The organism is Burkholderia sp. HI2761 (genome assembly GCF_002223355.1).
Classification (GTDB): Bacteria; Pseudomonadota; Gammaproteobacteria; order Burkholderiales; family Burkholderiaceae; genus Burkholderia.
Window position 1 is genome coordinate 610,541 of sequence record NZ_NKFN01000007.1, and the last position, 24,584, is coordinate 635,124.

21 protein-coding genes and 3 pseudogenes are annotated in these 24,584 nt (G+C 59.7%); 15 read left to right on the forward strand and 9 right to left on the reverse strand.

Features of this window, described 5'->3' with window-relative positions:
* Window positions 1–30: 30 nt before the first annotated feature.
* Genes CFB46_RS20320 through CFB46_RS20335 form a run of 4 tightly spaced genes read right to left on the reverse strand, consistent with a single transcriptional unit; the run spans window position 31 to window position 3,550 of the window.
* Entirely contained in the window at window positions 31–963 is a 933-nt protein-coding gene (locus CFB46_RS20320) for a 3-oxoacyl-[acyl-carrier-protein] synthase III C-terminal domain-containing protein (protein WP_089501030.1), read from the reverse strand.
* On the reverse strand, window positions 960–1,994 hold the full coding sequence (locus tag CFB46_RS20325) for a 3-oxoacyl-[acyl-carrier-protein] synthase III C-terminal domain-containing protein (RefSeq protein ID WP_089501031.1): 1,035 nt from the start codon (window positions 1,992–1,994) through the stop codon (window positions 960–962). Before CFB46_RS20325 ends, CFB46_RS20320 begins: the two co-directional genes overlap by 4 nt.
* Entirely contained in the window at window positions 1,978–2,256 is a 279-nt protein-coding gene (locus CFB46_RS20330) for an acyl carrier protein (protein ID WP_089501032.1), read from the reverse strand. Before CFB46_RS20330 ends, CFB46_RS20325 begins: the two co-directional genes overlap by 17 nt.
* 37 nt (window positions 2,257–2,293) lie before the next feature.
* Window positions 2,294–3,550 carry an acyl-CoA dehydrogenase family protein gene (locus tag CFB46_RS20335; RefSeq protein ID WP_089502274.1) on the reverse strand — a complete coding sequence of 419 codons (1,257 nt, stop codon included), beginning with the start codon at window positions 3,548–3,550 and terminating at the stop codon, window positions 2,294–2,296.
* A gap of 240 nt (window positions 3,551–3,790) precedes the next feature.
* Between CFB46_RS20335 and CFB46_RS20340 the strand changes: the two genes are divergently transcribed.
* Entirely contained in the window at window positions 3,791–4,624 is an 834-nt protein-coding gene (locus CFB46_RS20340; protein WP_089501033.1) for a FadR/GntR family transcriptional regulator, read from the forward strand.
* Between the two features lie 446 nt (window positions 4,625–5,070).
* Here the strand turns inward: CFB46_RS20340 and CFB46_RS20345 are convergent, their stop codons facing one another.
* Complete coding sequence (locus CFB46_RS20345) at window positions 5,071–5,310, reverse strand: helix-turn-helix domain-containing protein (RefSeq protein WP_027781984.1); 240 nt, start codon at window positions 5,308–5,310, stop codon at window positions 5,071–5,073.
* A 245-nt stretch (window positions 5,311–5,555) separates the two neighbouring features.
* Here CFB46_RS20345 and urtB point away from each other — a divergent pair, with 245 nt between their 5' ends.
* From urtB to CFB46_RS20400, 11 genes are all read left to right on the forward strand, one after another.
* Entirely contained in the window at window positions 5,556–6,431 is an 876-nt protein-coding gene (gene urtB / locus CFB46_RS20350; protein ID WP_089501034.1) for an urea ABC transporter permease subunit UrtB, read from the forward strand.
* A 4-nt stretch (window positions 6,432–6,435) separates the two neighbouring features.
* The gene (locus tag CFB46_RS20355; RefSeq protein ID WP_089501035.1) at window positions 6,436–7,509 is read left to right on the forward strand and encodes a branched-chain amino acid ABC transporter permease; all 1,074 of its coding nucleotides are present in this window, start codon (window positions 6,436–6,438) and stop codon (window positions 7,507–7,509) included.
* Window positions 7,509–8,243, forward strand: a complete 735-nt coding sequence (locus CFB46_RS20360; protein ID WP_089501036.1) for an ABC transporter ATP-binding protein — start codon at window positions 7,509–7,511, stop codon at window positions 8,241–8,243. The genes CFB46_RS20355 and CFB46_RS20360 overlap by 1 nt, the downstream gene beginning before the upstream one ends.
* Entirely contained in the window at window positions 8,230–8,973 is a 744-nt protein-coding gene (locus tag CFB46_RS20365) for an ABC transporter ATP-binding protein (RefSeq protein ID WP_089502275.1), read from the forward strand. Before CFB46_RS20360 ends, CFB46_RS20365 begins: the two co-directional genes overlap by 14 nt.
* 7 nt (window positions 8,974–8,980) lie before the next feature.
* Window positions 8,981–10,159, forward strand: coding sequence for an ABC transporter substrate-binding protein (locus tag CFB46_RS20370; protein WP_089502276.1), 1,179 nt, complete (start codon window positions 8,981–8,983; stop codon window positions 10,157–10,159).
* 51 nt (window positions 10,160–10,210) lie between these two features.
* Window positions 10,211–11,620 (forward strand): amidase family protein, encoded by a 1,410-nt coding sequence (locus CFB46_RS20375; RefSeq protein ID WP_089501037.1) that lies wholly within the window; start codon window positions 10,211–10,213, stop codon window positions 11,618–11,620.
* A gap of 2 nt (window positions 11,621–11,622) precedes the next feature.
* The gene (locus CFB46_RS20380) at window positions 11,623–12,168 is read left to right on the forward strand and encodes an amino acid synthesis family protein (protein WP_089502277.1); all 546 of its coding nucleotides are present in this window, start codon (window positions 11,623–11,625) and stop codon (window positions 12,166–12,168) included.
* Window positions 12,169–12,218: 50 nt separating this feature from the next.
* Entirely contained in the window at window positions 12,219–13,253 is a 1,035-nt protein-coding gene (locus tag CFB46_RS20385; protein WP_089501038.1) for a porin, read from the forward strand.
* 610 nt (window positions 13,254–13,863) lie between these two features.
* A complete protein-coding gene (locus CFB46_RS20390; protein ID WP_089501039.1) occupies window positions 13,864–14,883 on the forward strand; it encodes an IS110 family transposase in 1,020 nt (339 codons plus the stop codon).
* Between the two features lie 719 nt (window positions 14,884–15,602).
* On the forward strand, window positions 15,603–15,881 hold the full coding sequence (locus CFB46_RS20395) for an HU family DNA-binding protein (protein WP_089501040.1): 279 nt from the start codon (window positions 15,603–15,605) through the stop codon (window positions 15,879–15,881).
* Window positions 15,878–17,032, forward strand: a complete 1,155-nt coding sequence (locus tag CFB46_RS20400) for a PDDEXK nuclease domain-containing protein (protein WP_089501041.1) — start codon at window positions 15,878–15,880, stop codon at window positions 17,030–17,032. The genes CFB46_RS20395 and CFB46_RS20400 overlap by 4 nt, the downstream gene beginning before the upstream one ends.
* A 111-nt stretch (window positions 17,033–17,143) precedes the next feature.
* Here CFB46_RS20400 and CFB46_RS20405 read toward each other — a convergent pair whose 3' ends face one another.
* From CFB46_RS20405 to CFB46_RS20420, 4 genes and pseudogenes are all read right to left on the reverse strand, one after another.
* Entirely contained in the window at window positions 17,144–18,403 is a 1,260-nt protein-coding gene (locus CFB46_RS20405; protein WP_089501042.1) for an IS256 family transposase, read from the reverse strand.
* 287 nt (window positions 18,404–18,690) lie between these two features.
* Window positions 18,691–19,161, reverse strand: a pseudogene (locus CFB46_RS20410) (IS110 family transposase); the annotation flags it as partial.
* 41 nt (window positions 19,162–19,202) lie between these two features.
* On the reverse strand, window positions 19,203–20,453 hold the full coding sequence (locus tag CFB46_RS20415; RefSeq protein WP_089501043.1) for an IS256 family transposase: 1,251 nt from the start codon (window positions 20,451–20,453) through the stop codon (window positions 19,203–19,205).
* A gap of 54 nt (window positions 20,454–20,507) precedes the next feature.
* Window positions 20,508–21,062, reverse strand: a pseudogene (locus CFB46_RS20420) (IS110 family transposase); the annotation flags it as partial.
* Window positions 21,063–21,548: 486 nt separating this feature from the next.
* Between CFB46_RS20420 and CFB46_RS35370 the strand changes: the two are divergent.
* From CFB46_RS35370 to CFB46_RS20435, 3 genes and pseudogenes are all read left to right on the forward strand, one after another.
* The gene (locus tag CFB46_RS35370) at window positions 21,549–21,767 is read left to right on the forward strand and encodes a hypothetical protein (RefSeq protein ID WP_143751638.1); all 219 of its coding nucleotides are present in this window, start codon (window positions 21,549–21,551) and stop codon (window positions 21,765–21,767) included.
* Window positions 21,768–22,089: 322 nt separating this feature from the next.
* Window positions 22,090–23,268: pseudogene (ilvB, locus tag CFB46_RS20430) on the forward strand (biosynthetic-type acetolactate synthase large subunit); the annotation flags it as partial.
* Window positions 23,269–23,353: 85 nt separating this feature from the next.
* Window positions 23,354–24,483 (forward strand): IS3 family transposase gene (locus tag CFB46_RS20435; RefSeq protein WP_089501045.1). Its coding sequence is split into 2 segments (ribosomal slippage): window positions 23,354–23,606 and window positions 23,606–24,483, totalling 1,131 coding nucleotides; the frame shifts between segments, so codons are not numbered across the junction.
* The last annotated feature ends 101 nt before the right edge of the window (window positions 24,484–24,584 follow it).

The following is a 24,584-nucleotide window of genomic DNA, read 5'->3' on the forward strand; positions in this document are numbered from 1 at the left end:
AACGGTGAATGGTTGAGGAGTAGGCCCGTGTCAGTGATGAATCACCATGGCGCCGAAGCAACCGGCAAGGCCGCTGGAAAAAAGCAAGGACCACTCGCCGGCTTGCGCGCGACAAGTCTGAAAATTGATGAATGGATCCGCACCGAATACGTGGCCGAGCGCGGCGAAGTTCGGCACGAATAGTCGCGTTCGCGGAATGGAGAGCATCGTCATCAACCGCGTCCATCCTGGTAGATTCACGTGGTGCGGCAACACGTGGGCGATATCGCCCGTCGTGATGCCGGCTTGGCGGATCGCTGCGCGCATGGTCGTGAATGCGGACCAGTAATACCGATCGTCAGCGATCGGCTGCAAGGTCTCATCAGTGCCGCGAGAAAAGCGCGCGTCGGTATACAAGTGCAAACAACTGATGATGTTGCGTTGCGCGCTGCGCTCGAGCAGCAAGGCGCACGCTCCGTCACTATGCAATGCGAGGTCATGGATTGCGCGCAGTTGATCGCAACCGGAGCCGATGACGTCGGCGCATACGACGATCGCACGTTCGATTGAGGGTTCTCGTGCGGCAAGCGTGAGCAGCACGCGAATAGCTGCCATCGGTGACACGCACTGCTGCTGCGTGATGGAGAACGTCAACGCGCGAGTGATCCCAGTGCGGCGCTGAATGTAATGAGCGCTACCGGCGGGCGGTGCGAGTACGCTCGTCTGGATCGTATGTGTATAGACGAGTGCATCAATGGCCGACCCCGGGGTTGAGGTGTCGCGTAATAGCGTTGTGACAGCACGTGCGGCAAGGCTGACGGGCGACTCGCCCGCGGCATCATAAAATTGCGCGGCGCCATGAGCGCGCAAAGCGATAACGCGCGAAGCCGGTAGACCACAGCGTGACGCCCACTGCTGAACGTTGACGATGCGTTCCGGAAGACAGTGAGCGACGCCTGAAATCGAAAAAGGCTGCGTTGTCATGAGCGCACACCCCGGAATTCGAGGATCGCACAGGCACTTTGGCCTTGAAATCCCGTGGACCACACAAGCACACGCTGACCGTCACGTGGCGAAATCACCCCGAGCAGGTCATCAAGTCGTGCCGGTGTCTGTGCCGCACATAGATGGCTTTGGCGGCCGTCGCCCATGCCCATGACACGCTCTGGCGCCAGTTGGCATCGGGCACAGACGGTGCGAATGACCGCACTGTCGACCGTAGACGGGAGAATCCAATCGATTTGCGCGGCACGGAGTGCGGCGCGTGACAACGACTTGTTGATCGCCCCGACGAGCATGGGCGAATCGAGGCTTGTATTTACGGTATCCTCGCAACTCAGTTGCGTACCAGGCGTGCAGATTGAAAGACCGCGGACACGCCATCCTGGCATCGAGCTGCGAGCGATCAGCACGGCAGCAGCGCCGTCGGCAAGCGAGATCCGCGCGCCGACCTGCTGGGACAACGCACGGTACCAGCACTCGGCCGCGACAATCAGCACGGTGTTCAGTGTGGTATCCGTGTTCATCATCGCAAGCGCCACGTCCACCGCTGTCAGAAACGACACATCCTGGAGTTGCCCGATCGCGAAGGGCGCGCGGCTGGAGCCGAGTTCGCAGTGCAAGCGTCCTGCGCAGGACAGGGCCAAATCATGTTCGAAGCTTGTCGTGCAAACGATGATCTGGTCAGGGGCAGGCCGCGCCGGTGCAGTGGGGCAGATCATGCGCGCCACGCGTAGCGCCATGTCCGACAGCGACAAATTCGTTTCGGTTGCGATGCGGTTGTCTGGCCGAAAAGTGGCTTCGGTCATCGAGCCGTTGTCGCCGCATGGTGCGCATTGAGCGCGCCAACGCAGCGTATCGGCGTAGAGCACATGCATGACGGTGTCGAGCGCGCTCGGTTGTGCGGACGAGATCGTCTCGGCCACCGCACGATCAACGTGGCGCCGAAGCGGCACGTATTGCGCGGTGGCAACGATTCGAGGCTCGGCGCTCGTGGAGTCAGTTCGATGAAACATGGGAAGTGACGAACCCGACGAGATTGTCGAACCGTACAAAGAGGTCGCTGGACAGATCTTCCGGGTCCAGAACAAATCCGAAGCGTTGCTCGAGCTGGAGCAGAAGATCGGTCATGTTCATGGAATCCACACCAAGATCGAACAGATTCGTATCGTTGTTGATGAGCTCGGCGCTCAGATGAGTGCCCAGTACTGAGAGCAGGCAATCTTTGACCGAAGCGGGGATATCGCCGTGACGACTTGATTCGAGATGAGAGCTCATGAAAGTCTCCAGTAACGGTTCTTAGACGAAATCATGCTCACATGCATGCGGGGCGATGCACGGACGCACTTGGTTGGATCGTCTCCCACGGCGGGCGTGACGCACGCTGGGCGGCTCGAGCAATCATTAGGCGTTGCATGTCTCCGGTGCCTTCCATAATGTCGAACGCTTTGGCATCTCGGCAGCTTTGCTCCAGCGACGGGAAACGGGCGATGCCGTCCAGACCGACTAGCGTGAGGGCCGTGCGAGTGACGTGCGCGGCCATGCGTGCGGCGTACGCCTTTGCGATCGAAGCATGCATGGCGCTTGTGCTGCCTTGGTCTGCGTACCATGCAGCGTGATGGCAGAGCAGATAGGCTGTCGTGATATGCCGGTCGAGCTCTAAAAGACTCGCTTGTACGTTGCTCGCGCCGCAGTGCAGATTGACGGGGCGTGCGCCTGCTTCAAGATAGGTGGCGAGTTCGTCGCGTATGCGTCGACAGGCGCCGATCATCACCGCGGACAGAAGCGGCCGAAAATAGTCCCACGACTGTTGCGCGCCTGAGAACGCATCGCTAAGCGGCGTCTCATGGTCGCGCGTGAGCCGAGCGTCGTCTGGCACCTCGCAGTCGGTAAAGGACAGCACAGCCAGTTGGGTCACGCGCAAGCCGACCATGCGTTCGATGCGCGTCACCGCGAAACCCGGGGTGTCTTGTGCAACGCGAAACGCCCTGATGCCAAAGCGGCCCGCGTTTCGATTGATCGTCGCAAACGTGATAACGGTGTCAGCGCGCGCACCATTCGTGATGAAGCACTTGGTTCCGTTAAGGACCCAGCCATGGGCCGTCTTGCGTGCCGACGTGCGCATGGCTGTTGCGTCGGATCCGCAGTCGGGCTCGGTGATCGCAAATGCGCCCCAGCGTGGCGTATCGCTTTGAAAGCGCGCGAAGAACGCTGCCTGCTGCTCACGATTGGCGAGCGCGAGAACAGGCGGCATCGCCAGTCCGGGGCCGGGAAGAGCGAGTGCAAGCGCCGCATCCGCGTAGCCGAGATGCTCCATTAGCATGACGCGCGAGACGAGCGATTGGGCCTGCGGGCACCCGCCGTACTCCTGCGGAACGAGGTTCAGATTCAGCGCCCGTACCGCATCGGATTGCCAGAACGCATCAGGGATTTGCCCGGTTCGGTCGGCTTCGTCGCGATGCAAGCGCATCTGCGAAGTAAGGCGGTCGAGGTCCAGGCCAAACGCCGCGAGGCTCGCCTTGAGCACCGCTACGGTGGGAGATTGTTGGGATCCTTGCGATGAGTTGGGCATATGCGATCTTCCCGGATGGCGCACCGGCGCCGAGCAGTTGAGCTGTATGGAGACCACGCTCACGCCATATCCATACTGCTCGATCTGCAGCGTAGGCATTCTCGGCGATGCCGGCTACCTCCCAAGGTTGGGAGGGTATGGACGGCTGGCAGCGACGCCTGATTCTCGCCAGGCGATTTACGGATGTCCGATAATGGCGCCGATAGGAAATGACGAAGGCTAACCACGGACTTGAGGGACATGGCAGGACGACAACGGACAGCGCGCAAGACACAGTTGGTGCAGCCGGACAAGCGCGGCCCGCGCACGACCAAGCGTGGCGATCAGGTAGCCGATTCGATCAAAGGGTGGATCAACGACGGTCGGGCCCGGCCCGGCAAACGCCTGAGTAAGGAAGCCGAGCTGCAGCAAATGTTCAACGTCAGTCGTGGCTCGATGCGCGATGCGCTCAAGGCGCTGGAGGTGCAGGGGCTTGTTAGCCTGAGCACTGGGCCCGAAGGTGGAGCGACAATTACTCGTGTGCCGCTCGCGCGGGCGTTCCAGTCGCTGCAGAACTATCTGTTTTTTGAACAGATCACGCTGGAGGACATTTACGCCGTGCGGCGCACGCTTGAGCCCATGGTGGCCGCGGGCGCAGTGGCGTATTTGACGGATGCGGATTTCGAAGCACTCGAGCGCAGCATTTCAGTGTGTGAACTATTCGTGGCCAGTCACGAGCAAGCGCTTGATCAACGCTGTGAGGACATTCACTTTCACGACGTGCTTGCTGCCGCGCATCCCAACGCGTTTTTGCGTTGCCTTTGCCAGATCATCAACCAGATGCTGCACTCACTGGTGATCGTGGCAGGGAACGTCACGCAGCGGGACTATCAGGCGTTTGGGCGGACGACTGTCGCCGCACATCGCGCGATCTTGGATGCCGCAAGGCGGCGTGATGCGCAGGCCGTCGAGCGATTGATGGTCGAACATATGGACGAGGCCGAGGCGCAGTTGCGCAAGGTACATGCGGCACTGAGGCAAAAGCTCGTGCTGGACTCCGAGCTTGATTTGCATGTGGATCGCGACACGTGCTGACCTGGTTTGGCGCCGTGGTCAGGGAATGGAGGCTTGGATCGCTGACGCTCGATTGCGCTTGCGCCAAGTTACAAGGCGCTACGGCGAAGAGCGATATATTTATTATAATAAATACCCGAAAGGGTAGGTATGGCGCGAAGCATGCTGCCTGCGCGCGGGTCTGTTTTCTACGTATTCTTCGGGTAAACACCAGCGTCGCGCTGATTGACAGTGTTGTATCTGCCTCGTAGATTCCCTGACAATAAATTGGCTGGCTGAGCGCACACTGCACGCGAAGGGCTATCGTTCCGCTCGTCAATACACGCCACGGGCCTCCCTGAATCTCGTCATCAAATGGCTTAGGATGTGCGTGGCGCGGAGGATAAATGGGAAGATGTGGTTGCGGGCTGCGTCGGTAGCGGCTCGTGGTGTTTTCACGAGCTCTGAGCGGCAGCAGCTTGGTGAATTCAGCGAAGGTTCATGCGATCTTCCGCGCCCTTGAGCAACTGCGAGAGAGGGGTATCGAGCGCAGCAGAGAGAACTAGCAACGCGTCGATTTTCGCGACTATTTGAGCACGCTCAATTAACGAGACGGTGTTCGGATGGACGTTGGCGCGCAGCGCGAGACCGACCTGGGTAAGTTTCTTCATCTTGCGGCGCGCGCGGATCTCATTTCCGAGGGCCTCGATAAATTTTTCTGTGGTCATGCGGACTCGATGGGACAGGGCACATCGAGTATCCCGGAAGGTGCGCCCAGAAATTCACAACAGATTGTGAATTTTGCTTGCCTGTTTTTGGATTCACAATGTATTGTGATATTTGAGTTGTGCGCCATCAGGGTGCGCCGCTGAACAGAATGGCCTGCCTTGTGGGTTAGACGCTTTGGCATACCGATGCACGGTTGCAAGCGTCGGAGGACCCCGGGCTTCAGAATTTCGCTTTTGGAGACGATATGTTAGGACTATTGAATATTTTGAATTATGTATCTTTGTTAATTTTGGTCGCCCTTGGCCTCGCGATCGTGTTTGGCATGATGGACATCGTGAATCTTGCACACGCAGAGTGGGTCACGATGGGGGCATACACGCTTGCTGTGGCGCAATCACTCGGCGGTCAACACGCGTTTTGGGTTGCGCTGATCGTGGCACCGATCGTTGGCGCGGCGCTGGGTTGGTGTCTCGAACGCTTTGTTATCCGGCTACTTTATGACCGACCACTGGACACGCTTCTGGCGACTTACGCGGTCAGTCTGATCGTTCAGAAGGTGCTGGAGCTCGTTTTCGGTACACAACCGATGCTCGTCTATGCGCCATTCAACGGAACCATCGACGTGCCGGGTGGCGGCTATCCCGCATATCGGATGTTCGTGATCGGTGTGGCATTGGCCGTCACCGTGGGGTGCTGGCTACTTTTTGCTCGAACGCGCTTTGGGACGAAGTTGCGTGCGGTCATTCAACATCCTGCGATGGCAGAGGCCGCCGGCATCAATACCACGCGACTCAATCGAGCAGCATTTTGTGGCGGTGCGGCGCTCGCGTCGCTTGCCGGTGTGCTTGTCGCGCCGATGGTGTCCGTGGAGTCCCATCTCGGGGTGTCCTATCTGGCCAAGGCATTTTTCGTGATTGTACTCGGTGGTATCGGCTCGGTCGCCGGCAGTGTGCTCGGTAGTGCCTTCGTTGGCACGATCGAAACCTTGCTCAGCTATCGCGTCGATCCTTCGCTTGCCTCAGCGATCGTCCTGATCGTCTCCATTGTCCTGATCCGCTTCCGCCCACAAGGCTTGCTTCCGGGTTTCAGTGCTGCTCACCAGCTTCTCGGAAAGGGGTAAGGCGATGTTCGACCGTCATCTTTCGCGTGCCCGTACCTGGTTGTCGCAGCCAGCACTGAGCCACACGGATCTCTCTCCTGTCGCGATAGGGTTTGCGTTGGCAGTTGCCGGCGTGATTCTTCCTGTTGTCGTGGGCGTCTATCAACTCACCGTGATACGAGACGCGCTGGTGTTGGCGATATTGGCGCTCAGTTACGACCTTCTTTGGGGCAAGGCGGGCGTCCTGACGCTTGGGCATACGACCTTCTTTGGGCTTGGCGCATATGGGTTTGCCGTGGCCACCGTCCAGTTTGGCCAGGCGCCGCTTGTTGGGATCCTCGCGGGCCTCGCATGTGCGGCCATCGTGGCGATCGTTCTCGGCTACTTCCTGCTGTATGCGGGTGTCAGATTGCATTTCTTTGCCATTCTCAGCATGGCCGTTTTGATCATCGTGCAGCAGTTGGCCACGAGTTGGCAGTCCATCACGGGGGGCGATACCGGCTTGCTCGGCATTCCTGGGTTGTCCCTCCAGTTCGGGAGATTTGTAGTGGATCTCAGTAGCCCGGTGGCGTCCTGGTATGTCGTCACGGCTGTACTCGTTCTGATCCTAAGTGCGATGTGGCTGCTCTGTCGAAGTCGCTACGGGAAGGTGCTCACAGCGATTTCGACCAACGAGTGGCGTGCACAAGCGTGCGGGTACCACACATCGTGGCATTTGCTGTTGGCGTTCGTTGCCTCAGGGGTGATAGCTGCGGCTGCCGGCTGCCTGATGGCAGCATGCGCTGGCGTCGTGGCCCCGGACGTATTTTCTCCGGTACTGGCCACTGAAGTCATCCTTTGGGTTGCCGTGGGCGGCCGCGGCACACTCGGTGGGCCGGTGATGGCAGCCGTTGCATTGACGCTTCTTAAGCACTCCGCGTCCAGTCTTAGCACGCAATGGTGGCCGTTGGTACTCGGCGCGATCTTCTTGGTGTGTGTGCTCTGCTTGCCGAACGGCATTCGGATCGGTCGTTTAGTCGCGCGGTTGCATCACGTCGCACGATTTCGGATCGGACGTGTGCCCCAGCATTGCGCCAAGCGAGCCGAAGGAGGGCAGTGATGGAAACGCCGCTTATGAAGGGCATCGGGCTACGTCGCGCGTTCGGTGGCATCAATGCAATCGCAGGCGTTGACGTCGAAATCGGCCCACGCGACCTGATCTGCGTCATTGGCCCGAATGGGGCTGGAAAGAGCACGCTAGTGGGACTGTTATCCGGCGCGGTTATCCCAGGGGCGGGAGAGCTGTATCTGTCTGGAGAGCGGATGACTGGCCGGCCTATGTATCAGTATTGCCGGCGTGGCGTTGTTCGGAAATTCCAGGGGACCAACGTTTTTCTCACGATGAGCGTTCGGGAGAACCTGGAAGTCGCCGCGCTCGGCGTTGCGGCTCGCAGGCCATCTGTGATGCGAGAGATCGATTCCGTTCTGGACGAGATCGGACTCACGTCGCAGGCAGACGTGCTCGCCATGCATCTCCCGCACGGAGAGCGCCAGTGGCTGGAGATCGGTATGGCCATGATGTGTCGGCCGGCGCTGTTGTTGCTCGACGAGCCTGCTGCGGGATTGTCCGCCAATGAGGTTCAGCGGCTCGTGCGTCTTCTTCACCGTTTGCGCGAACAATGTGCGGTGCTTGCCATCGAGCATGATCTGAGTTTCGTTCAGTCGCTTAAGTGCGACACGTGGGTTATGCATCGCGGCGAAATTGTTCGGCAGGGCAGCTATGGCGATATCGCCAGGGACGAAGAAATCCGACGCATTTATCTTGGGCAAGGAGCGGGCCATGCTGCACATTGAAAGTCTGTCGGCCGGATACGGCGAAATCTCGATTTTGAGTCAGATTGACCTTACCGTTCAGCCTAATGAAGTTGTCGGTGTGCTCGGGTGCAATGGCGCGGGTAAGTCAACGCTTGTCAAGGCCATCATGGGGCTGTTGCCGCGCATGAGTGGTGATATTCGCTTCGGCGGACGGGCCATTCAGGGTTTGCGCACGCATGAAATCGCACGACTGGGCATCGGCCTGGTGCCACAGGGACGGTGGATTTTTCCCAAGCTCACAGTGCGGGAGAACTTGGCAATGGGTACCGCGGCCGCTGGTGACGGCGAGATTCTGGACGAGGTGTTCGAGTATTTCCCAGTATTGAAATCAAGACTTGCTCAGCATGGAGGGACATTGTCAGGAGGCGAACAGCAGGTCCTGGCCATCGCGCGAGCGTTGTGCGGCCGACCGAAGTTGTTGCTGTTGGACGAACCCTCGGATGGAGTGCAACCAAATCTTGTTGAGCTGATCGGTGACGTGATTCCGACACTTTGTCATCGATCGAAGCTCGCCGTGCTTCTGGTCGAGCAGAACCTCAATCTGGTATTGCGCTGCGCGCAACGATGCATCGTTCTGAAAAACGGTCGACTCGTGCATGCAGGTGCAGTCGAACCCCGACACGGTACTAGCGGCGCCCACCCTCTGGCTCACTTCCTTTCACCTGCTGCGGAACAAACCATGGGTTCGTCGGCAGCGTCTATTGAATGAAATGATCATGAATCGACGCGATTTTTCACGTATGACGATGCTCGGTGCGGTCGGCGCATTGGCTACCACTGCATATCCGACGCGCGCGCGTGCGGTGGCACCCATCAAGATCGGATTACTCGCGCCATTGAGCGGGCCGCTCACCCGCGTGGGTGAAACAAATCGACATTGTGCCGCGCTTGCCATCGAAGAAATCAATGCAGCGGGCGGACTGCTGGGGCGTCCGTTGCAACTGGCTGTCGAGGACACGCAGATGTCGACGACCGTGACGCTCGAGAAAGCGCGGCAGCTCCTTATGCGCGATGAAGTGGCAATGATTACGGGCATGGTGTTGCCCGCCGAACGCGAAGCAGCGTTGCAGGCGGCCCGGGGCGCGGCTCGCCTTGTTGTCTACCCGAACTTCGACGAGGGGCGCTGTGATCCGCAGTTGTTGAGCACGGGGCTCAGTGTCGCGCAGCGGGTCGAGCCGCTCATTGGATGGTTAATGCGTGCCGGCGGCAAGAGCGTGAGCGCGGTGGTCTCGGATGTCGGCAGCAACCGTAAGGTACTGATTCCTTCGCTGGAGGCGGCCGTTACGCGCCACGGCGGTTGGTTTCTCAATGTGTACTGGCTGCCGTTCGGCACGCGTGACTATGGGGCGGTGCTTCAGCGGATTGCTGGGGAGCAGCCGCAGCTTGTTTGGCACAGCGTCGGCGACGATCCGGTGACGTTCGTCAAACAATATCGGTCATTTGCGATGAAGCCGCAGTTGGTGACGGATATTGCGCACGAGTCGCTGTCGATTGCTACTGCTGGTGCATCGACGGGCATCATTGGTGTGTCGTCCTACTTTATGAGTCTCGATAGTTCCGAAAACCGAACCTTCCTTGCACGTTATACCGCGCGCGTGGCCGACACTCATGTTCCCCGATTGGACTCTTATGCGGTGATGCTTCCGCACGGTGAATGCACGTACGCAGGCGTCCGGCTCTTCGCGCAAGCCGTGCGTGCAGCCGGCAGTCTCGATGTGGCGCGCATCAAGTCCGTTTTGCCGGGCATTTCACTGGATTTGCCGCGAGGCAAGGCGGGTGTGAGCCAAGGCGGCGACCACGTTACTTGTGAGGCGCGTATTGCTCAGGCGCGCGCCGACAACGGCTTTGCGGTTTTGGACTCGATCGGGCCGATCCAAGCAGTGTGTCAGAGGTAGAGCAGTCTCGAGACGCTTCTATCAATTTGATTTGATCAATTAGGAATACATATGAATGACATTGCATCGATGAGCGCGGAAGAGTTGATTATTGAGTATCGACGTCATGCGCTTTCTCCGCTTGAGAGTATGAAAGCGGTCCTGGGCCGCGTTGAGCGTTTCAATCCCCTTGTGAACTGTATGTGCGCCCTTGACACGGAGGCGGCGCTGGAGGCGGCGCGCGAATCGGAGCGGCGCTGGATGCGGCGTGAGCCGTGCGGCCTGCTGGATGGTGTGCCTGTATCGGTCAAGGATCTGATCGATGTAGCCGGATTTCCGACGCGATACGGATCGTTGACGACGCCGGACACACCCCAGCGCGAGGACGGGCCCGCCGTGGCGCGTCTGCGGCGTGCCGGTGCGCTGCTCTTTGGCAAGACGACCACTTCGGAATATGGCAACAAGATCGTGACTGATTGTCCGCTGACCGGCATTACGCGCAATCCCTGGGACCGGCGTCTGACGCCAGGTGGCAGCAGCGGTGGTTCATCAGTGGCAATCGCGCTCGGTATGGGGCCGCTCGCGCTTGCGACTGATGGTGGTGGGTCGATTCGTGTGCCCGCCTGCTGGACTGGGGTGGTGGGGTTTAAACCAACGTTCGACCGCGTTCCGACAGGCGTGGCCGGTTCGTGGACGCGCCTGTCTACGTTCGGGCCGATGGCGCGCAATGTGCGCGACGCAGCGTTGATGCTTAGCGTGGTAGCCGGTCAACGTGGATCTGGACCATCAGGCTATGTTGCCCCGCAGGATTATCGAGTCGGTCTGGAAGAGGGCGTCGCGGGGCTGCGTATTGCATATTGCCCGTCCATCCCGGGCGTCACCGTGGACCCCGTGATTGCCGCGAGTGTGTCGCACGCCGCAGAGGTGATCGAAACATTGGGCGCACACGTCGAGCAAGTCGACGTAAAGCCGCTCGGCGACTATCTGGGTAGTCGCATGCACGCGATCCAATGGTCGGTGTTTTTTGCGCAGCGCGCCTGTGGATTGACGGAGCCGCAACGCATGCAGCTCGATGCGGACGTGCAAGCGCTTGTGCGGGCCGGTTTGCGCGTCACCGCGCTCGAGCTTGCCGACGCATTGCGTGCGCGCCACGCGCTCGGCGTCGAGATGGCGGCGTTCTTTGAGCGCTATGACTTGCTTGTGACGCCAGTGTTCCACTGTGGGCCACTGCCCGTTCCAGGTCTGCCTGAGACGCTGCTCACGGCACCTCAGCAGACGTCGTGGTGCAACCAAACTGGGCTGCCCGCCATCAGCATTCCTTGTGGATTGCCCGCAGGGCTGCCGACCGGCGTTCAGATTGTTGGCCCCTTACACGGAGATGCCCTTGTGCTGCGCGCGGCACGGGCTTATGAGTCTGCACGCGGGACGTTCCCCATACCGGCCGCAGCACCGGCCGAGAATGCGATGGTCGCTGAGGTATGACCGTGAACACACAGATTGAGAAGATTGTTGTTCACGTGATCGAACGGCGCGCGGAGCTTGGCATCGCGGTCCATCCGGCGCATCGCCAAGCGATTGCAGCCGCGGTTCTGACGTCGAAGAACTGGTGTACCGATACTTCGCTCGAACCTCTGTACGAAGTTGGTGCGGAGCTCGGGACGTTATTGAGCGAGCGCGCGAGAGACGCCCTTGACACACCGCGCGCGCAGATTCAGGCGTATGGCAAGGCCGCGCTCGTGGGCACTGCCGTGCCGCTTGAGTGTGCGGCGGCGATCCTGCATCCGCGTATGGGCAAGGCAATCCGTGCGTGTCTGCCCGGCACCATATCGCTTATCCCGTCTGTTACCAAGCGCGGTGCGGCCGGCGCATGCATGGATATTCCTGTGCATGGTGCTCTTGATATGTGGAGCTTTGATCACTTTGACACGGCGTCGCTCGTTGTGCCGGATTCACCTGCACCGCATGAGATCGTGGTGGCCGTCGCGCTGTCCGAGCGAGGGCGGCCGCTTGCGCGCATCACACCGGCGTAGCGCATACACGTGTTTCGGCAAAAGAAAATAAATGACAGCGAGGAGAACCAATGCAGAAAGCGTTTCGTGGTTTAGGCCGGGTATGTGCGATGGCGATGGGGATATGGGGTTTCGCGACGATCGCACACGCTCAATCTTCAGTGTCGCTTTACGGGTTGGTCGATGCTTTTGTTGGCGACACGCACATGCCGGGCAGCGCCGGAAGTGCCTGGCAGGTCAGTTCAGGCGGGATGACGACTTCATATTGGGGCCTGTCCGGGTCCGAGGATTTTGGACGTGGGATGAAGGCGGTATTCTCGTTGGAGAGCTTTTTTAGGGTCAACAGCGGTCAGATCGGATCGTTCAATGGCCAGTCATTCTTTGGCCGCAACGCTTTTGTCGGATTGAGCGGGCGTTTCGGTGAGGTGACGATAGGCCGCAATACGGCGCCGTTGTTCGTATCGACGCTGCTGTTCAATCCGTTTGGCAACTCGTTCGCGTTCTCGCCGATAGTGGCGCACAGCTATCTGGGTTCGGCCATGGGCGCGGCATCGGTACAAAGCGATACCGCGATCGACAATTCCATGCTGTATCAAACACCGGAGGCGGGCGGATTGTCGGGGAGTTTTCTGTACAGCAATGCAGGCGTGGTGGGGCACGCGGGACAGGCGAACTACAGCGTGAATATGCTCTACTTCGCGGGCCCGTTTTCGGCAACCGCTGCAGTACAAAGTCTGCATACCGCCTCACTTTTTCTCAACGGAGCGACAGCACAAACTGCTTGGCTCGTCGGGGGTGCCTATCGACTCCACGCGATGAAGCTCATGTTTTTGTACGAACACGTCGACAACAACAGCGAAGTAAAGGACGACACAGTGCAGATGGGGGCGAGCGCTCGAATCGGCACGGGCAGTGTGTTGATTTCGTGGGCGGGCACGCGTCGACGCCCCGCTGTTGGTTCCGCGCTCCGTTGGTCGACGCTCGCCTTGGGCTACGACTATCCGCTATCAAAACGCACGGATATCTATGCGGCTTGGCGATACGACTGCATCACGGGCGTATCGTCGGGTAATAGCTTGGGGGCTGGAATGCGGATGCGATTTTGATTCACCTACGATGCTACGGGGCGAGAGCGGGATCATTCATCAATCGTTCGCGAAGACCCGCGACCGGCGGTTCCAGGCGGCGTCACTACGTAGTTGCGTTTCAGTGCAACGTGCGCGCTCGTATGAGGTATGAACTGGCCGTCGGCGGCGCGCATAGGCCCATTCTTCGGTTGTTAAATGCAATCGTGATAAAACATACGACTTATCACGGTTAAAACGCCGCGGAAGGTCGGGAAATTCCTGCTTCTGTTGGCAAAAATCTAGTGCAAACGCGCGCACTAGATTTAATTCGACCCTTATTTAATTGTGCAAGCACTGTCTGCACAATCCACGACGAACTCGAAGCATTCCGACAGTTTCTATGTGGAAACTGTAGAAAGCGAGTCGGGATATGGCTAGCGCAACGAATGGATGTCGTGAACCACTGTGCAGAAGGGGGCGCCTTCGAGGCGAGGCCTGTGGAACGAAGGGGAACATATTAAATGATATGAACGCCTCCCACCCGTGATCGGTGGGAGCCGGCATGAAGGCGGAGCCTCACGGGCCGACGGCATCAGAGCGCCCAGATGGAAGACCATAGAGGTTTTCCTGGCAAACCGGAGGCTCCGACATGAAGCATATGGCAGTGGGTGCGGACATTGCAAAGAACGTGATGCAACTCCATTACATCGACGCAGAGACGGGCGAGATCGTGAACAAGCCGGTTAAGCGTGCTGTATTCCTCGAGCATTTCGCGAACCGGGCTCCCTGCCTGATCGGGATGGAAGCTTGTGGGGGCTCGCAGTATTGGGCCCGCAAGCTCACGGCGATGGGCCATGAGGTGAAGCTGATGCCGGGGAAATTCGTGAAGGCGTTCGTGATGGGCAACAAGAACGACGCGGTCGATGCGAAAGCGATCTGGCTTGCCGTGCAGCACGCAGAAAGGTCGGTCGCGGTGAAGACGGAAACGCAACAGGCGGTGCTGGGCCTGCACCGGATGCGCGAGCAACTGGTGAAGTTCCGTACGATGCAGATCAACGGCCTGCGCGGCCTGCTGACCGAGTACGGCGAAGTGATGGGCAAAGGCCGAGCCGCGTTGGACAAAGCTATACCGAGCGTACTGGAGCGACTGGTCGATCGTCTGCCGGCGATCTTGATAGACACGCTGCGCGAGCAGTGGAACGGGCTGGCGGAGCTGGATAAGCAGATTGCCGGCATCGAACGGCGCTTACAGATGTGGATGAAAGAGGACAAGGCATGCAAGGCGATCGCGGCGATACCGGGCGTCGGTCTCCTGACGGCGACGGCGGCCGTCGCGACGATGGGCGATGTGAAAACGTTTCGGTCCGGACGCGAATTCGCAGCCTGGATCGGACTGGTGCCCAAGCAAACGGGCTCGGGCGGCAAAGTCCAGTTGCTGGGAATCAGCAAGCGCGGCGACACGTATCTGCGCAAGCTGCTGATTCATGGTGCCCGGGCTGTGCTGTGCCTCACGAAGGAACCGGGGCCGTGGGCTGAAGGGATTAGGAAGCGGCGACCGCTGAATGTGGCGGTCGTGGCACAGGCCAACAGGACAGCCCGCACGATCTGGGCGATCCTGGCGCATGACAGGCCGTACGAAAAGGGCTACGTGAGCGTGAAACCGGTTTAACCGAACGGTGTGGCGTAGCAGGAAGGTCAACTTTTACAGGGTGATACGTCGAAAGGTTGCGCTGGCAATCGTAAGCAATGACAAGACAGGTCGGACCGGGACCCGCCAAACCTGAATAGCCCGTCGAGCTTCTAGCTCGCTAAGTAAATGAGGTGCGGGTCAGCGGATTTCATGGTGGGCCGCAGCGTATCAGGCTGCAACAAGCCCGGATATAAAGCTGCAACCCATCCTGTCGCAGTCAGAGCACACGAAAACCCTTCGCAAACGGGAGGCGTTCATATAAAGGGCTATGTTACCCTTCATTTCGAGACGTCGAGCGAGCGCCCCACGCTTGTGGGGCTCATACAACTGAAGTTGACTCCAGGCCCGGCTGCCGGTGGCGGGCAGAGGGCAGGCAGGAGACGCGGCACGATGCCGTAGTCCGCGCAGGTCGGCCGGACAGATTCGGCTGGAGGAACAGTCAGGTTGTTTGAGACCGGAAGCCGGACCACATAGTCAGCGCGAGTGATGACACGCGCACCGGCGCGCTGGTCGTGTGAGCGCTGGCCGGGTGGAAAACGTTCGCGATCGCTCTTGGCGAGCGTGGCTGCGACAGGTGGAAGCCGGAGTTCATTGGTGGGCTGCCCGCCGCAGGCAGTGGTGGGGCGGAAGCCACCGATTTGCGTGTGTGTAGCGGGATGAGGTAGGGTGCAGCTTTGACTTTGTTGCCGAGGCTGTTCATGAACAAGCAGGAACTCATTGACGCGGTCGCAGCAGGCGCGGGCGTCAGCAAAACCGACGCGAGCAAAACCGTCCAGGCGGTCCTGGACGCGATCACGGACGCGGTGAGTCGCGGCGAATCGGTACAGCTCATCGGTTTCGGCGCGTTTGCGCAGGGGCAGCGCGCTGCCCGCACGGGACGTAATCCGACGACGGGCGCGGAGATTGCCATCCCGGCCGCGAATACTGTGAAGTTCACGGCCGGCAAGGCGTTCAAGGACGTGGTGAACGCACTGTGACGCAGCGTGATGTCGGGCAGGCCGCTTATGCGGGACTGCACCGTGAAATTGCTGATGTAGTCGCGTCGGCGCGTGAAGCGACGGCTCGCACGGTGAACGCCCTGATGACGGCGACATATTGGGAGATCGGGCGACGAATCGTTGAGTTCGAGCAGGGCGGAGAGGGACGGGCCGCTTATGGCGAGGCGGTGATCCGCCGTTTGGGCGCCGATCTGTCAGAGCGATTCGGTCGCGGCTTCGGATGGCGCAATCTCGCGCAGATGCGCGCCTTTTACTTGACGTGGTCTGCGGATCGGATTGTGCAGACGCTGTCTGCACAATCCACGCCCGCCCGGATTGTCCCGACAGCGTCTGCACAATCAACCCAGGCGGCGGTGAAGGCGCCGCCGGGCGTGGCGTTTGAGCTAAATTCTATCGCTCAGGCTTTTCCGTTGCCCTGGTCGGCCTACGTTCGTCTCCTCGCAGTGAAAGAGCAAGCTGCTCGCGATTTTTACGAGGCTGAAGCGCTGCGCGAGGGCTGGTCTGTGCGGCAGCTTGACCGCCAGATCAGCAGTCAGCTCTATGAGCGGCTGGTGCTGTCACGCAACAAGGCGTCCTTGCTCGGAAAGGCGGCTGTAGCGCAACCCGGCGATCTCCTATCGCCTGAGGAAGCGATCCGGGATCCGTTTGTCCTCGAATTCCTTGACATGAAGGACGAATATTCGGAGTCGGATCTCGAAGCGGCCTTGATCCATCACTTGGCGGATTTCCTCCTCGAGCTCGGCGATGACTTTGCGTTCATAGGTCGGCAGCGGCGTCTACGGATCGATGACACCTGGTTTCGAGTCGATCTCGTGTTTTTTCACCGGCGCTTGCGATGCCTGCTCATTATCGATTTGAAGGTCGGGCGCTTCAGCTATGCGGACGCGGGGCAGATGCATCTCTATCTCAACTACGCGCGTGAACATTGGATGAAGCCCGGCGAAAACCCCCCGGTTGGCTTGATTCTGTGTGCTGAAAAAGGCGCGGCCGAGGCGCATTATGCACTCGACAACTTGCCGAACAAGATACTCGCGGCGGAGTATCAGACGGTCCTCCCGGATGAGGCCACGTTCGCGCGAGAATTAGAACGTACTAGGATCGAACTGGAGCGCCGGGGCCGCAAGGCGTGACTTCCCGTCCGAGGTTCCGAGGTGCTTAAACATGCGCGGATGGGCGAATACGATGATGAAGCGGTCGCCCGGGGAGGTATCCGGAATTCTGTGTGTGAGGCGGGCTGAGATTCAGACTCCAATGTTGAATCGTTCCGGGTAAAGCAGTGCGAACTGCGTCATCGCGCTCTTCCAATCGTGCCGGGAGCCGGTCCACTTGGCAACGACGTTGCGCAGCGCCAGCCAGATCAGTTTGAGCGCGGCCTCGTCCGACGGGAAGTGGCCGCGCGCCTTGATGATCTTCCGAAGCTGCATGTGCAGCGACTCGATCGCGTTGGTCGTATATACAATTTTCCGGATGTCAGGCGCGAAGGCGTAGAACGGAATCACCTGATCCCAGGCTCGGCGCCAGAGCGCGGCAATCGGAGGGTATTTCGTACCCCACGGGCTCGTATCGAACGCGTCCAGCGCCACGGCGGCCGCTTCGGCCGACGGTGCCCGATAGATCTCCTTGAGCGCCGCTGCGACCGATTTCCTGTCTTTCCAGCTGGCGAAGTCCAGCGAGTTCCGGATCAGGTGCACGATGCAGGTCTGAACCGTCGTTTCCGGGAACACGGTATTGATCGCTTCCGGGAAGCCCTTCAGGCCGTCGACCACGGCGATCAGAATGTCCTGCACGCCGCGCAGCTTCAGGTCATTCACCACCCGCAGCCAGAACTTGGCGCCCTCGGTCTGTTCGATCCAAAGGCCCAACACGTCGCGTGTGCCGTCGCGCCGCACGCCCAGCGCCAGGTAGATCGCCTTGTTGCGCACGACGCCTTCGTCGCGGATCTTGACTCGCAAGGCGTCGAAGAACACGACCGGGTACATCGGCTCGAGCGGCCGCTGCTGCCATTCGCGCACTTCGTCGATCACGGCATCGGTCACCGTACTGATGAAGTCCGGCGACACCTCGATGCCGTACATCTCCAGCAGGAAACCCTGAATCTCCCGCACGCTCATGCCGCGTGCGTACATCGCGATGATCTTGTCGTCGAAGCCGGTGAAGCGTCGCTCGCCCTTGGCGATCAGCACTGGATCGAAGGTACCTTCTCGGTCGCGCGGAATCTCGACGTCGAGCAGGTCGTCGTCGGTCGCGATGCGCTTGCGGCTGGCGCCGTTGCGATGGTTCGTGCGGCCTGCCGGCTTGGCATCGCCCTTCTCGTAGCCGAGGTGGTGGGTCAGTTCACCGCCCAGCGCGCGTTCGAAGATTGCCTTCTTGAGCGCCGCGAGCTGCTCGTTGATCGTTGCCCGATCCAGCGTTCCGGGTACCAGTTGCTTGATCAGTTCCGGGTCCAGGTTCAAGCCCTTGCCCGGTTCAATCGTCACTTCTTCCTTGCGTTTGCGTGGCATAAAGTGGCTATATGAACGCGTCCCGTTTGCAACAGATTCGCGTGTTTGACAGACAGGATGGGCTGCGGCTCTATATCCGGCCTTAGTGCAGACGGTACAGCTACTGCGGGCCCCTATGAAATTCGCTGACTCGCACCTCATTCTCCTAGCGAGCTCTGACGCTCTTCACTTTATTCAGGTTTGGCGAGTCCCGGTCCTACCTGGCTTGTCATCACACTCGATTACTGCGCAACCTTACGACATTCACTCTGTGCCAAACATTAGCGTTCCACGCAGGCGGTTTCCGCTCAGATGGGTTTTACATTCATGTAGCCTTTTTGATACTGCCGGTCATGGGCCAGTACGGCCCAAATTGTTCTTGCTATCTTGTTGGCCAATGCCACGACCACCACATTCAGCGGCCGACGCTTTTTCATCTGCTCGACCCAGGGGCTGGAATCTTTCGCGTGCGACAGAACGCTGCGTGCCCCATGAATCAGCAGCGTGCGCAGGTATGTATCGCCGCGTTTACTGATCCCGTGCAAGTTCACTTTGCCGCCTGATCCAGTTTGCTTGGGTACCAGTCCTGCCCATGCGGCAAACTCACGCCCCGACCGGAACGCTTTAGCATCGCCTATCATCGCGACTGCCGCAGTTGCTGTGAGCAGTCCAACTCCAGGAATCTCGCTGATAGCCTTTACTGCACGATCGTCCTTCTGCCACTCCCTCATGCGTCGTTCAATCTCGGTGACTTGTTCGTCGATTCTGACCAACCCGTTCGGGGGTGTCAGGATTTCCGTGTTCAAGGCGGGTGGAGTAATTACACGGAAGGCCGAACGAATCGATCTGCGTAAAGGATAGCGAATTGGTTCATAGCCGTCTTCCAGTCATGAGCAGCGCTTCCCCAATTCGCGGTGATGTTGCGCAAGGCCAGCCAGATGAGTTTGGTGGCGGCCTCGTCGGTCGGGAAGTGACCACGGGTCTTGATGATCTTGCGCAGTTGCGAGTTGATATTTTCAATCGCGTTTGTCGTGTAGATGATCTTGCGCACACCCGGCGGAAACGCAAAGAACGGGATCACGCGATCCCAGGCGTTGCGCCACGCGCTACTGACGGTCGGGAATTTCTGACCCCACGGACCATCCGCAAACGCATCGAGTTCGGCCTGAGCGGCTTCCGCGCTGGGAGCGGCGTAGATCGGTTTGATCGCGGCGGCCAATCCGCGGCGGTCTTTCCAACTGGCGTAATCGAGGCTGTTGCGGATTAGATGGACGATGCAGGTTTGCAGCGTCGTGGCCGGAAACACTACCGCCAGCGCTTCGGGCATGCCCTTAAGACCATCAGTGACCGCGATCAGGATGTCGTGAACGCCGCGCGTCTTCAGATCGTTGAACACCTTCATCCAGAATTTGGCACCCTCGGTATTCTCGATCCACAGGCCCAGGATCTCCCGGGTGCCGTCGGGCAGCACGCCCAGCGCCAGGTACACCGCCTTGTTGCGTACGACGGCGTCTTCACGAATCTTGACCCGCAGTGCGTCGAAAAACACGACCGGATACATCGGCTCGAGCGGTCGGGCCTGCCAGGCCGTCACTTCGGCCATGACCTCGTCGGTCACGGAGCTGATGAAGTCGGGCGAGACCTCGGTACCGTACTGTTCCAGCAGAAAGCCCTGGATCTCGCGTACGGTCATGCCTCGGGCATACATGGCGACGATCTTGTCGTCGAAGCCGGTGAAGCGCCGTTCGTGCTTGGGAATCAGGATGGGTTCGAAGCTGCCGTCGCGGTCACGCGGCACCTCGATGCGGATCGGCCCGTCTTCGGTCAGAACCGTCTTGGCCCCTTTGCCGTTGCGCTGATTCGTGACGTTGGCCGGCTTGGCAGCTCCGGCAGGGTAGCCGAGATGATGGTTCATCTCGCCGCCCAACGCACGCTCGATCAGCGCTTTCTTGAGCGCCAGCGTCGCGGCATTGATGGCTTCAGCCGTCATCGGACCGTTGCCGAACTGTTCAAGCAGCTCGGCCGGAATCGCCGGCAGAACTGCCGGCTGGGCTTTCGGTTTGCGAGGCATAGACTCTCCTTGGGAGCATGTTATGCCTTAAACACAAAATTCCTGACAGGCCCACCCGTTCCACTGCTCGCGCAGCGTATCGATCAGTGCAGCAGGCAGACGCTCTGCAAGTCGCCCCAACGCCGCCGGAATCTCTGCGTCGAGCTTCACCCGGCCCCGGCTCATCACCTCACCATATTCGGCCATCAGTCCGCGAAGTCCGTTGATCTGCATCGTGCGGAACTTCACCAACTGCTCACGCATCCTGTGCAACGCCAACATTGCTTGCTGCATTTCTGTCTTCACCGCCACCGGCTTGCCCGGCTGCTGCACTGCTAGCCAGATCGCCCGTGCATCCGCCGCATCATTCTTATTGCGGATGTTGAACGCCTTCACGAACGCGGCTGGCATCAATCTGACTTCGTGACCCAATCGCATCAGTTGCCGGGCCCAGTGGTGTGCACCGCCGCAGGCTTCCATTCCGATTAGGCATCTGGCTCGGTTAGCAAAATGCTCCAGAAATTTGGCCCGCCTGATCGGCTTGTTCACGATCTCGCCCGTTTCCGGGTCGATGTAATGGACCTGAAACACTTGCTTGGCGATGTCGACGCCCACAGCGATACTGTTCATGGTGGATCCTCCGGTTGCCTGGACAATGCGTGCATTTTCCATCTGGGCACTTCGATGCCGTCGGCCCGTGAGGGTCCACCTTTTCCGTTCCTCTCACCGGACCACGGGGTGGGACGCGTTCATTTCATTCTCCTTGGCCATCAATTTATGCCTCACACACAAACGTTCGGATAGGCCCGTCGTCGTCGCCGCCAGCGTCACAGTGTCGAGACGGTCGCGGGCAAATACGCAAAACCGGGAGTTGACGACTTTGCTTCGCTCTACGAATGCTGCGTTTACGAACCTGAGTCACTCGCTCGATGGCGGCCCGGACGTCAGCGTGTGCAACTGGGGCGCGGGGACGCATTACCATATCAGAGCTGGGTTGCGAACATACTCTTCACCATCGTCCACAATTTGCTGAACGCTGGCGCGGTGTATAAGGCATCGGTTAGTACCGACTACAACTTCACGCCCCCGTTGAGCGCCGGCGCTTCGTATATGTATATGAAAGGCAACGATGTCGAGGACAACCACCACGGGCATCAGCTGGCGGCGATTGTCAACTATGCCGTGTCGAAGCGGACCAGCGTGTCCGTAATCGGTCTCCGTCAGCGCGCGAGCGACGGTGGGCTCGCAGAGCTGAATGGGATGAACACGCCGGACGATGCGTCCTCAGGGGCGACTCAGGATGTCGCCCGCATCGGCCTGCATACGCACTTCTGAAGCGCCTCAGCGCGCGGCCGTAGAGCCGGCTCGAAAGGCTCGTACGGCACGAACCGCCGACGAGAGTCCAGTTCGCCATTCGTTTGTGCTGTTAAGCCGCCTGGTCCGCCGGCAATTCGGCACCATCTGCTTCATCGAACCCAATATTATCGATACGTTCAGCAGGTAGCGCGTAAAGGTCCCGTGTTCAAGGAAGCGATCCTGCAATAGCCTTGTTTGTCGGAGAAGAAAGTGAAAATTGCTGCCCCGGAAATCGTCCAGCTCGCGTCGGCAGCAAGCTGCCGCCCATGCCCGTCAGGCCCATAGCCTTTCGGGTGCCGGGATGGTCGTGGCCGCCCTGCGCGAAGAAGGCGTCGATACGATATGGGGCTATCCCGGCGGCGCAGTGCTGCCCATCTACGATGCGCTGCTGCCGGAGCAGTCGATCACGAACATCCTCGTGCGCCACGAGCAGGCGGCCGTGCACGCGGCGGACGGCTACGCCCGCGCAACGGGCAAGGTCGGCGTTGCGCTCGTCACCTCTGGGCCAGGTGTGACCAATGCCGTGACGGGCATTGCGACGCCGTACTTCGACTCTATTCCGATCGTCGTGATCTGCGCCAACGTGCCGACGGATGCCATCGGCAAGGATGCTTTTCAGGAGTGCGATGCGGTCGGCCTGACTCGTTCGATCGTGAAGCACAATTTCCTCGTTGTGGAGGTCAGTCAGCTCGGCGCGACGTTGAAGAAAGCCTTTCATATTGCCGCCACGGGGCGGCCCGGTCCCGTCGTCGTCGATATTCCGAAGGATGTTCTGCTGGCGCAGGAGCCATTCACGTATCCGCGAACCGTCGAATTGCGCTCGTACAAGCCACGTCTCGACGGTCACGCCGGTCAGATTCAGCGCGCCGCCGAAGCGTTGCGTCGCGCACAGCGGCCCTGCATTCTCATGGGAGGCGGGGCCATTGCTGCGGGCGCGGTCGATGAACTAGCCACCCTCGCACAGCGTCTTGATGCGCCGGTCGCATGCACGCTGACGGGACTCGGCACATTTCCCGGTAAGCACATCCAGAGTGTCGGCATGCCGGGCATGCACGGGACTTACGAGGCCAATCTTGCGATGCAGCATAGCGATGTGCTGATTGCATTCGGTGCACGTTTCGACGATCGCGTGATCGGTAATCCAGAGGACTTCTGCAAGGCCGACCGCACGATCATCCAGATCGATATCGATCCGGCGACCATCGATAAACGTGTCCGCGTCGATGTGCCGATTGTGGGCGACGTCAAGGCGGTGTTACGCGCCATGCTCGCGCTGCTCCCGGCTGAACCCGCGGCCTCGCCTGCGCGTGCCGCATGGTGGCGCGACATCGACTCGTGGCGCGCGCGGCGTTGTCTCGCCTATTCACACGACACCACGGTCATCAAGCCGCAGTTCGTGCTGGAAAAACTGTGGGAACTCACGCGCGGCGACGCGTTCGTTTGCTCCGATGTCGGTCAGCATCAGATGTGGGCCGCACAGCTCTTGACCCTAGCCCACAAAACTGTCCCATTCGGAAGTGGAAAATTCCGGCATGACGTTGTCATCGAGACCAGGAGGTCATGCCGTGAAGAAGAGCAAGTTCAGCGAAGAACAGATCGCCTATGCGTTGAAGCAGGCCGAACTGGGCACGCCGGTCGCAGAGGTCTGCCGCAAGATGGGGATCAGCGACGCGACGTTTTACAACTGGCGGACCAAGTACGGTGGGCTATCGCCCTCAGAGCTGCGCCGGCTGAAGCAGCTTGAGGAAGAAAACGCGAAGCTCAAGCGGCTCGTGGCCGATCTGTCGCTGGACAAGGCCATGCTGCAGGACGTGCTGTCAAAAAAGCTCTGAAGCCTTCCCGGCGCCGTGAACTGATCACGGACTTGATGCAGCGCTTTGGCGCGAGCCAGCGGCAGACCTGTGCGTTGTTGCAACTGTCCCGCACGGTCTACCGTTACGAGTCGGTCGCGCGGGATCAAAGTGCGCTGGAGATGCGCATCAAGGAGATCACGGAAGTGCGGGTGCATTACGGTGCGCCACGCGTGTACGTGATGCTTCGCCGGGAAGGCTGGCGAGATAACCATAAGCGTGTCGAACGCGTGTACCGCGAGCTGGGGCTTTCGTTGCGCCACAAACGACCTCGACGTAACAAGTCGGCCAGACGCCGGCAGCCAAAGCAATCCGTGAGCGCAATCAACGAAATCTGGAGTATGGATTTTGTCGCTGACGCGCTGTTTGATGGTCGGCGCTTGCGCACGCTCACGATCGTGGACAACTACACGCGCGAATGTCTGGCTATAGAGGTCGACGGCTCACTGCGTGGCGAGCACGTTGTCGCCGCACTGACTCGGCTTGCACAGCGTCGTCCGCTTCCCCGCTATATCAAGGCAGACAATGGCAGCGAATTCATATCGAAGGCGCTCGACAAGTGGGCGTACGAGAATGGCGTGGAAATTGACTTCTCGCGCCCAGGCAAGCCGACCGACAACGCGAAGAACGAATCCTTCAACGGACGATTTCGGGAGGAATGCCTCAACGCACATTGGTTCTTGTCGCTGGAGGACGCCAGACGCAAAATCGAAGTCTGGCGCGAGTACTATAACGAGACCCGTCCTCACTCTGCGCTGCAGTGGATGACGCCGGCGGAATTCGCCCGCGAGTGCACCGATCGGGCCGATCCGGCCCACCCCGAAGAGCCGGAATTTTCCAACTAAGACCGGGACGGAAATTGGGCCAGCCTCAGCTCATCCTGACCTCCTCGGTTGCCATAAATTATGGCTCGAAGATGTCTACGAAAGGCTGGCCGGTCCAACGG